Source organism: Pandoraea faecigallinarum (genome assembly GCF_001029105.3).
In the GTDB taxonomy this organism is placed as follows: domain Bacteria; phylum Pseudomonadota; class Gammaproteobacteria; order Burkholderiales; family Burkholderiaceae; genus Pandoraea; species Pandoraea faecigallinarum.
On record NZ_CP011807.3, the window covers coordinates 4921555 to 4935528 of the forward strand.

The following is a 13974-nucleotide window of genomic DNA, read 5'->3' on the forward strand; positions in this document are numbered from 1 at the left end:
GCCACCGTCAGGCAACGCCATGACACCGGTGCTACCATAGGTCCGACCGGCATCAGCACCACGAAAAAAGGCCCCGCCCACCGAGTGACATCACGCCTGTGAGTCCTTGGAAAAAATGGCGACTAGAAGGCCGGCATTCACGCTGCCGTCCTGCTTCACGAGAGCGGGAGGGGCAGGAAGTTTTGGCGATCCCAAAATCAGTGAGAGTGAGGAGCACACCCCATGAACGCCCCCGTCAATCCGAGTTTGCTGGCCGCACTGGAATCGGTCACGCTCGACGACAAGTACACGCTCGAGCGCGGTCGCGCTTACATGAGCGGCATCCAGGCCCTCGTGCGACTCCCGATGTTGCAGCAGGCGCGCGATGCCGCCGCCGGGCTCAACACCGCGGGTTTCATTTCGGGCTATCGCGGCTCGCCGCTGGGGGGTCTGGATTTGTCGCTATGGAAAGCCAAGCAGCATCTCGCCGGTCATAACATCGTCTTTCAGCCCGGGCTGAACGAAGACCTCGCCGCCACCGCCGTGTGGGGCTCGCAGCAGGTCAATCTGTATCCCGCCAGATTCGATGGCGTGTTCTCCATGTGGTACGGCAAGGGTCCGGGCGTCGATCGTTCGATGGACGTGCTCAAGCATGGCAACTCGGCCGGCTCCTCGAAGCACGGCGGGGTGCTGGTCCTCGCAGGCGACGATCACGCCGCCAAATCCTCCACGCTCGCGCACCAGTCCGAACACGTCTTCAAGGCGGCCGGCATTCCCGTGCTGTTCCCGTCGAACGTGCAGGAGTACCTCGATTACGGCCTGCATGGCTGGGCGATGAGCCGCTATTCCGGCCTATGGGTCGCCATGAAATGTGTGACCGACGTGGTCGAATCGTCGGCCTCGGTGATGATCGATCCGCACAACGTCGACATCCGTTTGCCGAACGACTTCGTCATGCCGCCCGACGGCCTGAACATCCGCTGGCCCGATCCGCCGCTGGTGCAGGAAGCGCGGATGATCGACTACAAGTGGTACGCCGCGCTCGCCTACATTCGCGCCAACAAGCTCGATCGTGTAACGGTGGATTCGCCCAATGCCCGTTTCGGCATCATGACCGGCGGCAAGGCGTATCTCGACGTGTGCCAGGCGCTGGCCGACCTGGGTCTCGACGACGACACGTGCGCCCGCATCGGCATTCGTCTGTACAAGGTGGGTTGTGTGTGGCCGCTCGAAGCGCAGGGAGCGCGCGCGTTCGCACAAGGACTCCAGGAAATTCTGGTGGTCGAGGAAAAGCGGCAGATCCTCGAATACCAAATCAAGGAAGAGCTGTACAACTGGCGCGACGACGTACGTCCGCGCGTGTACGGCAAGTTCGACGAGAAGGATGGCGCCGGCGGCGAATGGTCGGTGCCCATGGCCAACTGGCTGCTGCCCGCCCACTATGAACTCTCGCCGGCGCTCATCGCCAAGGCGATTGCCACGCGTCTGGAAAAGTTCGAGCTGCCGAGCGACGTGCGCGAGCGCATCGCGGCGCGCCTGCGCGTGATCGAAGCCAAGGAACAGGCGCTGTCCAGGCCGCGTGTCGCGGCGGAGCGCAAACCGTGGTTCTGTTCGGGCTGTCCGCACAATACATCGACGAACGTGCCCGAAGGCTCGCGCGCCATCGCCGGGATCGGCTGCCATTACATGACGGTCTGGATGGACCGCAAGACGGACACTTTCTCTCAGATGGGCGGCGAAGGCGTGCCCTGGATCGGTCAGGCGCCGTTCTCGTGCGACGAACACATTTTCGCCAACCTGGGCGACGGCACGTACTTCCACTCGGGGCTGCTCGCCATTCGTGCGGCGATCTCGTCGAAGGTCAACATCACCTACAAGATCCTGTACAACGACGCCGTCGCCATGACCGGCGGACAACCCGTCGACGGCACGCTCACCGTGCCGCAGATCGTGGCGCAGGTCGCCGCCGAAGGCGCCGCAAAGATCGTGATCGTGACGGACGAGCCCGAGAAGTACGAAGGTGTGAAGCTCGTCGGCGACATTCCCGTCTATCACCGCAGCGAACTGGATCGCGTGCAGCGCGAGTTGCGTCTGGTCAAGGGCACGTCGATTCTGATCTACGACCAGACGTGTGCAACCGAAAAGCGCCGCCGCCGCAAACGCGGCGCGTACCCCGATCCGGCCAGGCGTGTGGTCATCAACGAGTCCGTCTGCGAAGGCTGCGGCGATTGTTCGGTGAAGTCGAACTGCCTGTCGGTCGAGCCGCTTGAGACGGAATTCGGCACGAAGCGTCAGATCAACCAATCGACCTGCAACAAGGACTTCTCCTGCCTGAACGGCTTCTGCCCGAGCTTCGTGACGGTGGAAGGCGGCCAGTTGCGCAAGCCGAAAACCGCGCAGGTCGACAGCAGCGGTCTGCCGCCGTTGCCAGAGCCGGCGCTACCGGCCATCGCGCGTCCGTACGGCATTCTCGTGACCGGTGTAGGCGGCACGGGTGTGGTCACCATCGGCGGTCTGCTCGGCATGGCCGCGCATCTGGAAAACAAGGGGGTTACAACGCTCGACGTGACGGGTCTCGCGCAAAAGGGCGGCGCCGTGACGAGTCACGTGCAGATCGCGCTGCAACCGGAAGACATCCACGCCACGCGCATCGCCATGGGCGACGCGCGCGTCGTGATTGGTTGCGACGCCATCACCACCGCCAGCGACGACACGCTCTCGCGGGTGCAGCATGGGGTGACGAACATCGTCGTGAACAGCGCACATACGCCGACGGCCGAGTTCATCCGCGATCCGAACTGGCGCTTCCCCGGCGCCAGCACCGAGAACGACATTCGCGCGGCCGCCGGTGAGAACGTCGATTTCGTCGACGCGAATCACCTCTCGCTGCGCCTGCTCGGCGACACCATTTACACGAACCCGTTCGTACTCGGATATGCGTGGCAGAAGGGCTGGGTGCCGCTCTCGTATGCGGCGCTCACTCGCGCCATCGAACTCAACGGGGTGGCCGTCGAGAAGAACAAGCAGGCGTTCGAATGGGGACGCCGCGCCGCGCACGATCTCGCAACGGTGCGCAAACTGGCGCAGCAAAACGAAGCGCCGGAATCGTCTGCCACCGGCGGCAAGCTCATTACGCTGCACTCCCCGCGCGCGCTCGACACGCTGATCCAGCGTCGCTACGACCAACTAGTCGCCTATCAGGATCGCGCGTATGCGGAACGCTTCAAGCGCACGGTCGAGCGCGTGCGCGCGGCGGAGTCCGCCCTGCCGACCGACGCCTCGCAAATGCCGTTGACCGAAGCCGTCGCTCGCGCGTTGTACAAACTGATGGCCTACAAGGACGAGTACGAAGTCGCGCGCCTGTACACCGACCCTGCGTTCATGAAGAAGATCAACGAGCAGTTCGAAGGCGACTTCTCGCTGCGCTTCCATCTGGCGCCGCCGTCGCTGGCCAGACGCGACGACAAGGGCCATCTCGTGAAGAAGGCGTACGGGCCCTGGATGATGAAGGCCTTCGGCGTGCTGGCGAAATTCAAGGGGCTGCGCGGCGGGGCGTTCGACATCTTCGGGCGGACGGAAGAGCGTCGCACGGAGCGTGCCCTGATCGGCGAGTACGAAACGCTGGTGAACGAACTGGTGTCGCGTCTGAACGAGCACAACCTGCCGCTCGCCGTGCAACTCGCGGAACTGCCGCAGGACATTCGCGGCTACGGTCACGTGAAGGAGCAAAACCTCGCGGCCACGCGCATCAAGTGGACGAAGCTGCTCGCGCAGTTCCGCGATGGCGGCTCGCACCGCGTTGCCGCATGATTCGCCAACGCCCGCGCGAAGCGCACGTGCAATGAAAATCCCGCCAGCGCATGAGCGTCTGGCGGGATTTTTTCATGCACCCTCACCGTCTCTCACCGTCTCTCGCCGGCCGGCGCGCTCACCGGCAAATCTCTTCCGGCGAGCGCGTCGGCGCGACCTCAGCGGCCCATCAACGCGTGACGTTCGCCGCCGCGACAGCCGTCATGTTGATGATGCGACGCACGGTCGCGGCCGGCGTCAGGATATGAACCGGCTTGGCGCAACCCAGCAGGAACGGCCCGACCGTCACGCCCTCGCCGCCCGTCATCTTGAGCAGGTTGTAGGTGATGTTGGCCGCTTCCACGTTCGGCATGACCAGCAGGTTCGCTTCGCCGGCCAGACGCGATGCGGGGTAGGCCGCGCGACGGATCGTCTCCGACAGGGCGGCGTCGCCGTGCATTTCGCCGTCGACTTCCAGCTCCGGCGCACGCTCGGCCAGCAGTTGCGCGGCTCGCGCCATGCGCTGTGCCGATGCCGACTTCACGCTGCCGAAGTTCGAGTTCGAGAGCAGCGCCACCTTCGGGGCGATGCCGAAACGCTCGATTTCCTTCGCGGCCAGCACGGTCATCTCGGCGAGTTGCTCCGAGGTCGGCACTTCATTGACGTACGTGTCGCTGATGAACAGGTTGCGATTGGCCAGCATCAGCAGGTTCATCGCCGCGTAGTTTTCCACACCGGCGGCACGACCCAGCACCTGGTCGATCACGTCGAGATGGCGGTGATACGTGTCGATCATGCCGCAGACCATACCGTCGGCTTCGCCCAGACGCACGAGGATCGCACCGATCAGCGTGTTGTCCTTGCGCATGGCGGCCTTGGCGACTTCCGGCGTCACGCCGTGGCGGGCGCCCAGATTGTGATACTCCTGCCAGCAGCGCTGATAACGCGTGTCGTCTTCCGGATTCACGATCTCGAAATCGACGCCGGGCTTGAGCTTCGAGCCGATCTTTTGCAGACGCATTTCGACCACGGCCGGACGACCGATGATGATCGGCCTGGCGATGCGCTCGGCCAGCACGAACTGTGCCGCGCGCAGCACGCGCTCGTCCTCCCCTTCGGCGAACACGATGCGCGCGGCGTCGCTACCGAAGCGCGCACGCGCCGCGGCGAACACCGGACGCATGATGAAGCCGGTGCGATACACCGTGGTGCCGAGTTGTTCGCGGTAGGCGTCCATGTCCTCGATGGGACGCGTGGCCACGCCCGAGTCCATGGCGGCCTGCGCCACGGCCGGCGCGATCTTGATGATAAGACGCGGATCGAACGGCTTCGGAATGATGTATTCCGGACCGAATTCGAGCGACTGGCCTTCATAGGCGCGTGCGACTTCTTCGCTCTGCTCTTCTTCCTGCGCCAGTTCGGCGATGGCCCGCACGGTGGCGAGCTTCATCTCTTCCGTGATGGTGGTTGCACCGACATCGAGCGCGCCACGGAAGATGAACGGGAAGCACAGCACGTTGTTGACCTGGTTCGGATAGTCCGAGCGGCCCGTGGCGATGATGCAGTCCGGACGCGCCGCCTTGGCGACTTCCGGGCGGATTTCCGGTTCCGGGTTGGCCAGCGCGAGAATCAGCGGCTTCGTGCCCATGGTCTTGACCATGTCGGCGGTGAGCACGCCGGCGGTCGAGCAGCCCAGGAACACGTCGGCGCCGTTGCTGGCATCGGCCAGGGTGCGTGCGTCGGTCGTCACGGCATAGCGTGCCTTGCTCTCATCGAGCTTGTCGCGCCCGGTATGGATCACGCCCTTCGAGTCGAGAACCAGAATGTTCTCTTTCTTGAGGCCGAGATTCACGAGCAGGTCCAGACACGCGATGGCGGCAGCGCCTGCACCCGAGCACACCAGCCTGACCTTGGCGATGTCCTTGCCGACGACCTTCAGGCCGTTGAGGATCGCGGCCGAGGCGATGATGGCGGTGCCGTGCTGATCGTCGTGGAAGACCGGGATCTTCATGCGCTCACGCAGCTTCTTCTCGATGTAGAAGCACTCGGGCGCCTTGATGTCTTCGAGGTTGATGCCGCCCAGCGTGGGTTCGAGCATGGCGATGGCTTCGACCAGCTTGTCCGGATCGTGCTCGGCGAGCTCGATGTCGAACACGTCGATGCCCGCGAACTTCTTGAACAGGCAGCCCTTGCCTTCCATGACGGGTTTTGCGGCGAGCGGGCCGATATTGCCCAGGCCCAGCACGGCCGTGCCGTTGGTGATCACACCGACGAGGTTGCTGCGCGACGTGTAACGGTTCGCGGCAAGCGGATCTTCCGCGATGGCTTCGCAGGCGTAGGCCACGCCGGGGGAGTACGCCAGGGACAGATCGATCTGGTTCGACAGCGGCTTGGTCGGCGTAACCGAGATCTTGCCGGGACGCGGATTCTCGTGGTACGCGAGCGCGCTTTGCTTCAGTTGTTCATCCATTTTCGATACCTAATGGCGACGGCCGGACCCTGCCGCATGCGGGCAGCGTGTGGGGCTCGACCGTCTTTTGACGGATCACGGCGGGGGGAAGAGCCAACCGGAGGGATTCGACGATTGTGTCGTCGACGGGGTTCTTCTCGGCGCGATGGCGTGATGACCATCGCTTCCCCGATCCGGGAAATCGCGCTCGCGCGCGCCGGACCGTGGGACATGCGGTGGGCCGGAGCGCACCGCAGGACGCAAAGTGTACACCTTGCGCCACGAGCGTGACGCCGCACGCGGCGCAAGGCTCACGCGCGGCGCAATACGCAATTCGCCTTACTGCAACGCTTCGCCGCGACGCTCCGGAATCAGGAACAGCGTCGCGAGAATGTCGAGCACGTAAATGCCCGCGAGGAAAACGAGCGCGATCTTGAACGAGAACGCTGCCGCGAGCGCACCGACCGTCAACGGCCCGAACCCGCCCACGGCGCGCCCGATGTTGAACAGCACGTTTTGCGCCGTGGCACGCGCCGCCGTCGGATACAACTCGGAGATCAGCGCGCCGTAGCCGCCGATCATGCCGTTCACGAACATGCCCATGACCGCGCCGCCGATCAGCAACGAGAACTGCGACTGGAGCTGTGCGTATACGAATACCATCACGACCGCCCCGATCTGATAGCCGATGAACGCCGGGCGACGTCCGAAACGATCCGCCAGCCGGCCGAACAGCCAGATGCCGAACGCCATGCCGAGCACCGTCACCGCCGTCCACATCGCGGACTTGGTCAGCGAATAGCCGAAGGTCTTCGACAGATACGAGGGCATCCAGATCATCAGGCCGTAGTAACCGAAGTTCTGCACCGAGCACAGAATCGCCACGCCCAGGCTCGCGCGCGTGGTCGCGCAGTCCTTGACCAGCAGCTTGAGCGGCGCGTGCTCGCGCGGCTGTTGCTGCTGCGCGACGAACATCTCCGGCTCGCCAAGCGTACGGCGCATGACGAACGACACCACCGCCGGGAGCAGCCCCACGGCGAACATGCCTCGCCAGCCGATGACCGGCAGCAGCAACGGCGTGAGCAGCGCCGCGGCGAGCACGCCTGCCTGCCAGCCCAGCCCGACGAACGACGACGCACGGGCGCGGCGCTCCGGCGCGCAGGCTTCCGCCGCAAGCGCCATGCCGATACCGAATTCGCCGCCCAGACCGATACCGGCAATCGTCCGGTAAGCCAGCAGATCCCAGTATCCCTGCGCCAGCGAGCACAGGCCGGTGAAAACGGCGAACAGCAAAATCGTCCACGACAGCACACGTACTCGGCCGTAGCGATCCGAAAGCATGCCGAAGACGATGCCGCCGACGACCGCGCCGATGAGCGTCCAGGTCACGAGCGCTCCCGACTGCGCGCTGGACAGCGCCAGATCGGCAGCGATGGCCGGCAGGATGAAGCCGAGGATCAGCAGGTCGAAGCCGTCCATGGCATAACCGATGGCCGAAGCCCACAGGGCGCGGTTGGCGTAAGCGTTATCGTGCTTCGCCGCGCCAGCGGCGCTGGCGCCCGGCGTGGCAAGGGAAGGCGAGGGGTCGTGGGGCATGATGGCGTCTGGTCCGGTCTGAATTTCGGCCAGAGTGTATGCCTGTCATAAAGGCTCGGCAACTGTCTCTTTTTTTGGACTCATCTGTCGTTGCCCTTTTTTCATATGCGCCGTGCGCGCACACTGCGCGTACTCCTCTTACGAAAAATATACGCTCAGTGCATAATTGACCTCGCATTTGCTGAAACTTGTGGCATAATTCGCGTTTAAGCGCAGGCCACTCGTCGCGAGACGCGCCGCCCGCTGCCGCAGACGGTGCCTTGCCGCAGTAGGCTGTTGTTTATCGTGGCACGTGGCATGCCGCTCACTCACCCATGACTCCTGGCTGCACGCCGCACGGCGGACAGCAACGCTGAGGAACCGCATCATGATTGGCATCGACCGCCAGGCGATTTCCGACATCACCGCAAAGATCCTGCTCGAAGTGGGCGCGGTGCATTTCAACGCCGAGAAGCCGTACATCTTCACCTCGGGCTGGGCCAGCCCGGTCTACACCGACTGCCGCAAGCTCATTTCGTACCCCCGCGTGCGTCGTACGCTGATGGACTTCGCGGAAGCCGTCATCATTCAGGACGTGGGCTGCGAGCAGTTCGACACGGTCGCCGGCGGTGAAACCGCGGGTATCCCGTTCGCTGCGTGGATTGCCGACAAGCTGATGCTGCCGATGCAGTACGTGCGCAAGAAGCCGAAGGGTTTCGGCCGCAATGCGCAGATCGAAGGCGATCTGCCGGAAGGCTCGCGCGTGCTGCTCGTCGAGGATCTGACGACCGACGGCCGCAGCAAGATCAACTTCTGCAAGGCGCTGCGCGAAGCCGGTGCGAACGTGAACCACGTGTTCGTAATCTTCCACTACGACATCTTCCCGGAGAGCCGTCAGGTGCTCAAGGACATCGATGTCCAGTTGCACTCGCTCGCCACGTGGTGGGACGTGCTGCGTGTGGCCAAGCAGCAGAACCACTTCGACACGAAGACGCTGGACGAAGTCGAGAAATTCCTGCATGCACCGGCCGAATGGTCGGGCGCACACGGCGGCGCCACGTCGTTCCCGAAAGACTGAAAGACCGGGTCCTTTGGCCATGCCAATGGCAAAGCGCGTAGTATTCGCTTGAGAGGCGAGAACGGCCGGCCCGAAATGGCTGGCCGTTTTTTTTTGACGCTCGCGATCCGCGCTCGGGATCTGCGGGATGAACAGGAGAAACCCCATGCTGGCTTCGGTCGTCGCCATCGGCGCCGGCGCGGCGCTCGGTGCGTTGCTGCGCTGGACGTTGAGCGTGCATCTCAATGCGATTCTGCCGACGCTTCCTCTCGGTACGCTCGCCGCCAATCTTGGCGGCGGCTATCTGATCGGCATCGCGGTGGCACTGTTCAGTCACGTACCGTCGATACCGGTCGAGTGGCGGCTCTTCGTCGTCACCGGTTTTCTCGGCGGCCTCACCACCTTCTCGACCTTTTCCGCCGAAGTCACCACGCTGCTGCGCGCAGGCCAGCTCGGTTGGGCCTCGCTGATCGTGGTCGTCCACGTGGGCGGTTCGCTCCTCATGACGCTGCTCGGCATTGCCAGCGCCACCTGGTTCGTGCAATGGCTGCGCCCCGCCCTCTGACGTCTGCCCACCCGCCAGTTCAGGCGGCCTGAGCGATTCAGGCGAGCAGCATTACGAGCTTCACATCGTCGTGCCCCGACAGCCGGAACGTCACTTGCGCAAAGTCGATGTCGCCGCGCTCGGGATGATGGAAACCGCGGCGGCCGCCTTCACGCTCGACGACATCCTGCTGCGACCAGAGCGCGGCGAACCCCGGACTCTCGCGTTGCAGGGCATCGGTGAGCGCTCGCACCGGCGTGTCGTCGAGATAGGCGCTGCATTCGGCGCGAAACTCGGCGACCACGCGTCGCGCACGCCGCTCCCAGTCCTGAATCAACGTTCGCGCACCGGCGTCGAGGAAGATGTAGCGCAGCAGGTTCTTCGTTCCCGAGGGGCCCGGTACACCCGCCGGGCCCGGCACATCGAGCCAGCCACGAAAAATATCGGCCGCGGCGCTGTTCCACGCAAGCATGTCCCAGCAGCGGTCCAGCGCGTAGGCTGGCGCCGCAACAGCGGCAACGGCCGCGCGCACCTGCGCAGTCGCGTGATGCGGCAACGGTTCGGCGCCCCGCTCCGGATCGCGCTTGCCCGCAAGATCGAACAGATACGCCCGTTCGGCGCGCGAGAGCCGCAAGGCACCGGCGACCGATGCCAGCGCGCCCGCCGAAATCGACACCTCCCGCGCCTGCTCGATCCATGTGTACCAGGTCGACGACAGACCGCACAGCTGCGCCACCTCTTCCCGGCGCAGACCCGGCGTGCGGCGCCGCCCCATCGGGGGCAGACCGACGGCGGCGGGTGTCAGCCGCTCGCGATGCGCGCGCAGAAAGTCGCCAAGGGCGCGACGCTGACGGGCGTCGTCCGCATGAGGTCCCGACTCGCCCGACGGCGAAGGTGGCAAAGCGATGGGGGTAGTTTTCATACCAGGATAATCAGGCAACTTGTACCGGTATCGATGGGCCATTATCGTGAGAGCCATCGATGTCGCGCAAGCCCCGGGCGACATAAACTCAACCTGAAGCTCCCTGCCCACGACCGAAGGAGACTCCCGTGAGCCATCCCCCGCGCCCCGCGTCCACCCCCTCCCATGACTCCCACAATGCGGTCGTCACCGGCCAGTTCGGTCCGCAGGCATCCGCCTATCTGACGAGCGCCAACCACGCGCAGGGCGCCGATCTGGAGCAACTTGCCGCCATCGCGCGCGCGTATCCGGGCGCGCAGGTCCTCGATCTCGGCTGCGGCGCCGGTCATGTGAGCTTCTTCACCGCACCGCACGTGGCGCGCGTCGTCGCTTACGATCTTTCCGTCGATATGCTCGGCGTGGTGGCCGGCGAGGCCGCCAGGCGCGGGCTGAGAAACGTCGATACGCAACTTGGCGCCGCCGAATCGTTGCCGTTCGACGATGCCACGTTCGATCTCGTCTTCAGCCGTTACAGCGCCCATCATTGGGCGGACGTCGGGGCGGCGTTGCGCGAGATGCGTCGCGTGCTCAAGCCGGGCGGACGCGTCGTGATCTGCGACGTCGCATCCACCGGACAGCCGTTGTTCGACACGTATTTGCAGGCGGTGGAGGTGCTGCGCGACACGTCGCACGTGCGCGATTATTCGACGGGCGAGTGGCTCACGATGGCGGCGGGCGCGGGCTTCTCGGTGGCGTCGCTCACGCCGCGCACGCTCGAACTCGACTTCGCGACGTGGACGGCGCGCATGCGCACACCGGCGCCGATGCAGGTCGCCATCCGCGCATTGCAGAGCGCCATGGCCGACAGCGTTCGCGAGCACTTCCGGATCCGGGACGACGGCTCGTTCACACTCGACACGCTGACGCTCGAACTGATCGCCGGTTGAGGTCCGGCGAATCTCCGCCGGTTCCCGAGGGTACTGGGGTCGATTGCGGCACTACTGGATTCGCCTCGGCCCTTCGCTGTCGTTCGCGCCGCTGATCTGCGCGGCGTCGGCCAGCAACGCCACGTAGTGGCGCAACGCCCGCGCACGCGCCTGCTCGTATAACAGCGCAGCGATACGATCGGCCACGCGCTCGAACGGCGGCATGCGGCCTTTCACCCGGCGCTCGATACGTACGACGTGGAAGCCGTAACGCGTGTTGACGAGTCGCGGCAGCACGCCGAGTCTGTCGCCGCAAAACAGCACCAGCTCGAACTCGGGCGCTGCGCTGCCTCGCGCGAGCATGCCGAGGCTGCCGCCGTCGTGCGCCGACGCGCAGTCCGACATCGTCCGCGCAATCGTCTCGAACGAAGACGGTTCCGCGAGCACCGCATCGAGTGCCGACTGCGCACGTTCGAGCGTGCGCGAAAGCGGCACCCCGGCCGACAACGCAAACAGAATATGACTCGCCTGCACTTTGTCGCCTACGCGGAACTGCCCGGCGTGGTCGTGAAAGTAAGCTCGGCACTCCTCCTGCGTGGGACGCCGCACCTGTACGTCCCGCGTGAAGAGCGCGTCGACGACAGCGTCGTCGCTCGCGGCGGCGTCATCGGCGAGAAGATGCAGATCGCGCGCACGCTGTCGCAACAGCTCACGGCTCACGAGCGCACGTTGCGCGGCGGCTTCCGGATCGGCAGCGTCCCGATGTTGATCGATCTCATCGGCGACGCGGCGCGCGTCGATGACAATACCGTTGACACTCAAAGACATGACGGACCCCACGAAAAACGTTCACGGCGATGGCGCTCGGGCGTTCGCCGGGCCTCTCGACCGGCGAACGGGCATGCCGTCGTCAGAACTCGTTCTGAATACGACGATAGGCGCGCGCGAGCTGCACGTTCGTGCGGCTCACCGATTCGGAAAACTCACGCGCGTCGACAGTGACTTTCGGGATGGTCGCGAGATCGGCCTCGCACCTGATGTGCGTGGTCGGGGGGATGTCCCATCCGTCCACCACGCTGTTGTGCCGCGCCACCACGCCGTCGTGCACGACGCAGTTGAACAGCACGGAGTTGAAGCCGACGAAGGCGTTGTCGCCAACGACACCGGGGCCATGCACGATGGAGCGATGGGCGATGGACGTGTTCTCGCCGATGGAAACGCGTGCGCCGTCTTTCGAATGGATCACGACCCCGTCCTGAATGTTGGAATTTGCGCCGATCACGATCGGCTCCATCCTGCCGTGCTCATCGACCTCGTCGGCGCGCAGCACCGCATAGGACCCGATGTGATTCCAGACCGCTCGCTCGTACGCCGGGCCGCGACAAGGCGGTCGCGTGATGTACGCGACATCCATGCCGATGCTGGCCACGACGGAATACGCCCAGTGGGCGAGCGGGGGAAAGGGAACACGGACGGGCACCGTGATACAGACTCTCTCACCGCCGCGAACGGTATATCGATGTTGTAGGCGATGGGAGACGGAAACGCAAATGTCCGCGATGACGGTACGGACAGCCGTTGCGTGCCGCACACACTGCTGTGCGGCACGGGAGAAACTCAGTGTGTCGGACGTGTTGCCGTCGCTTGCGAATCATTGGAATCGTTGGCCGTGCCCGTCGGGCGTCCGCGCCAGTAACCGGCCAGCAGCGAGCCCGACAGGTTGTGCCACACGGAGAAGAGCGCCCCCGGCAATGCCGCCAGCGGCGTGAAATACACCTTGCCGAGCGTGGCGGCCAAACCGGAGTTCTGCATACCGACCTCGATGGCCAGCGTGCGGCAGATCGATTCGTCGAAGCCTAGCAAGCGGCCGCCCCAGTATCCACCGAGCAGGCCCAGGCCGTTGTGCAGGATGACGCCGGCCATGACCAACGGACCTACCGTGGCAATGTTGCCCTGATTCGCGCCCACCACCGCACCGATGATCAGCACGATTGCCACCATCGACACCAGCGGAAGAAAGCCCTCGATGGCACGCACCACGCGACCGAAGAAGTGGTTGATGAGCAGACCGGCGCCGATCGGCAACGCCACGATCTGAAGAATCGACAACAGCATGCCTTCGACGTCCACCGCAATCGACGCGTCGACGTACAGGCGTGTGAGCAGCGGCGTCGCGAACACGCCGACGAGTGTCGACATGGCACTGATCGTGACCGAAAGGGCCACGTCGCCTCGGGCGAGATAGATCATGACGTTCGACGCCGTGCCGCTCGCTACGCTGCCCACAAGCACCATGCCCGCAGTCAGATCGGGGGGCATGTGCAGCACGCGTGCAATGATCCATGCGGCCAGCGGCATGACCAGATAGTGCAGCACCACACCCGCCACGATGGGCGCGGGACGCGTGAACACTCGCTTGAAGTCGTCGAACGTCAGGGTGACGCCCATCGCAAACATCACCACGGTGAGCAGCGCCGTGACGTGCGGCGTAATGCCGGAAAAGCTGCCCGGCGAGAAAAAGGCAAAGACGGACAGCAGCAGAGCCCACAGGGGGAACAGCCGGGTGACACGGGCGATCATGAGAGTCTCGGGCGCAAAAAGTTAATATTTTACTTATTTTGCGCTGACCACCCGTCGACGCCGTGCCGTCGCACGTTCGGAACATCGGCGAATGCGGCGCGTGGCACGCGGCGGCGAAGGCGCTTCGCCGCTTCCCGCATCCCCATGCCGCGGCCCGGATTCATCGGAATGTCG

The 13974-nt window shown here is 64.6% G+C and carries 10 protein-coding genes; 4 read left to right on the forward strand and 6 right to left on the reverse strand.

Annotation, left to right across the window (positions count from 1 at the left end; all coding sequences use genetic code 11):
- Nucleotides 1-222: 222 nt before the first annotated feature.
- Entirely contained in the window at nucleotides 223-3789 is a 3567-nt protein-coding gene (locus tag AB870_RS21695) for an indolepyruvate ferredoxin oxidoreductase family protein (RefSeq protein WP_047906242.1), read from the forward strand.
- A 169-nt stretch (nucleotides 3790-3958) separates the two neighbouring features.
- Here the strand turns inward: AB870_RS21695 and AB870_RS21700 are convergent, their stop codons facing one another.
- Both AB870_RS21700 and AB870_RS21705 read right to left on the reverse strand, forming a co-directional pair.
- Nucleotides 3959-6238, reverse strand: coding sequence for an NADP-dependent malic enzyme (locus tag AB870_RS21700; protein ID WP_047906243.1), 2280 nt, complete (start codon nucleotides 6236-6238; stop codon nucleotides 3959-3961).
- 318 nt (nucleotides 6239-6556) lie between these two features.
- The gene (locus AB870_RS21705; protein ID WP_047906244.1) at nucleotides 6557-7813 is read right to left on the reverse strand and encodes an MFS transporter; all 1257 of its coding nucleotides are present in this window, start codon (nucleotides 7811-7813) and stop codon (nucleotides 6557-6559) included.
- Between the two features lie 367 nt (nucleotides 7814-8180).
- Here AB870_RS21705 and AB870_RS21710 point away from each other — a divergent pair, with 367 nt between their 5' ends.
- Both AB870_RS21710 and crcB read left to right on the forward strand, forming a co-directional pair.
- The gene (locus AB870_RS21710; protein ID WP_042113471.1) at nucleotides 8181-8870 is read left to right on the forward strand and encodes an orotate phosphoribosyltransferase; all 690 of its coding nucleotides are present in this window, start codon (nucleotides 8181-8183) and stop codon (nucleotides 8868-8870) included.
- 145 nt (nucleotides 8871-9015) lie between these two features.
- Nucleotides 9016-9414 carry a fluoride efflux transporter CrcB gene (gene crcB, locus AB870_RS21715; protein WP_047906245.1) on the forward strand — a complete coding sequence of 133 codons (399 nt, stop codon included), beginning with the start codon at nucleotides 9016-9018 and terminating at the stop codon, nucleotides 9412-9414.
- A gap of 37 nt (nucleotides 9415-9451) precedes the next feature.
- Here crcB and AB870_RS21720 read toward each other — a convergent pair whose 3' ends face one another.
- Nucleotides 9452-10315 (reverse strand): helix-turn-helix transcriptional regulator, encoded by an 864-nt coding sequence (locus AB870_RS21720; protein WP_084663983.1) that lies wholly within the window; start codon nucleotides 10313-10315, stop codon nucleotides 9452-9454.
- A 128-nt stretch (nucleotides 10316-10443) separates the two neighbouring features.
- Between AB870_RS21720 and AB870_RS21725 the strand changes: the two genes are divergently transcribed.
- Complete coding sequence (locus AB870_RS21725) at nucleotides 10444-11241, forward strand: class I SAM-dependent methyltransferase (RefSeq protein ID WP_047906246.1); 798 nt, start codon at nucleotides 10444-10446, stop codon at nucleotides 11239-11241.
- 51 nt (nucleotides 11242-11292) lie between these two features.
- Here AB870_RS21725 and AB870_RS21730 read toward each other — a convergent pair whose 3' ends face one another.
- The 3 genes from AB870_RS21730 to panS form a co-directional block, all read right to left on the reverse strand.
- A complete protein-coding gene (locus AB870_RS21730) occupies nucleotides 11293-12048 on the reverse strand; it encodes a peptidylprolyl isomerase (protein WP_047906247.1) in 756 nt (251 codons plus the stop codon).
- Between the two features lie 82 nt (nucleotides 12049-12130).
- Complete coding sequence (locus tag AB870_RS21735) at nucleotides 12131-12649, reverse strand: LbetaH domain-containing protein (protein WP_418303975.1); 519 nt, start codon at nucleotides 12647-12649, stop codon at nucleotides 12131-12133.
- 188 nt (nucleotides 12650-12837) lie between these two features.
- Nucleotides 12838-13800 (reverse strand): ketopantoate/pantoate/pantothenate transporter PanS, encoded by a 963-nt coding sequence (panS, locus tag AB870_RS21740; RefSeq protein WP_047906248.1) that lies wholly within the window; start codon nucleotides 13798-13800, stop codon nucleotides 12838-12840.
- Nucleotides 13801-13974 lie beyond the last annotated feature (174 nt).

Coding starts and splice junctions, on each gene's coding strand:
- AB870_RS21695 (WP_047906242.1), top strand. CDS start 223: ATGAACGCCCCCGTCAATCCGAGTTTGCTGGCCGCACTGGAATCGGTC.
- AB870_RS21700 (WP_047906243.1), bottom strand. CDS start 6,238: ATGGATGAACAACTGAAGCAAAGCGCGCTCGCGTACCACGAGAATCCG.
- AB870_RS21705 (WP_047906244.1), bottom strand. CDS start 7,813: ATGCCCCACGACCCCTCGCCTTCCCTTGCCACGCCGGGCGCCAGCGCC.
- AB870_RS21710 (WP_042113471.1), top strand. CDS start 8,181: ATGATTGGCATCGACCGCCAGGCGATTTCCGACATCACCGCAAAGATC.
- crcB (WP_047906245.1), top strand. CDS start 9,016: ATGCTGGCTTCGGTCGTCGCCATCGGCGCCGGCGCGGCGCTCGGTGCG.
- AB870_RS21720 (WP_084663983.1), bottom strand. CDS start 10,315: ATGAAAACTACCCCCATCGCTTTGCCACCTTCGCCGTCGGGCGAGTCG.
- AB870_RS21730 (WP_047906247.1), bottom strand. CDS start 12,048: ATGTCTTTGAGTGTCAACGGTATTGTCATCGACGCGCGCCGCGTCGCC.
- panS (WP_047906248.1), bottom strand. CDS start 13,800: ATGATCGCCCGTGTCACCCGGCTGTTCCCCCTGTGGGCTCTGCTGCTG.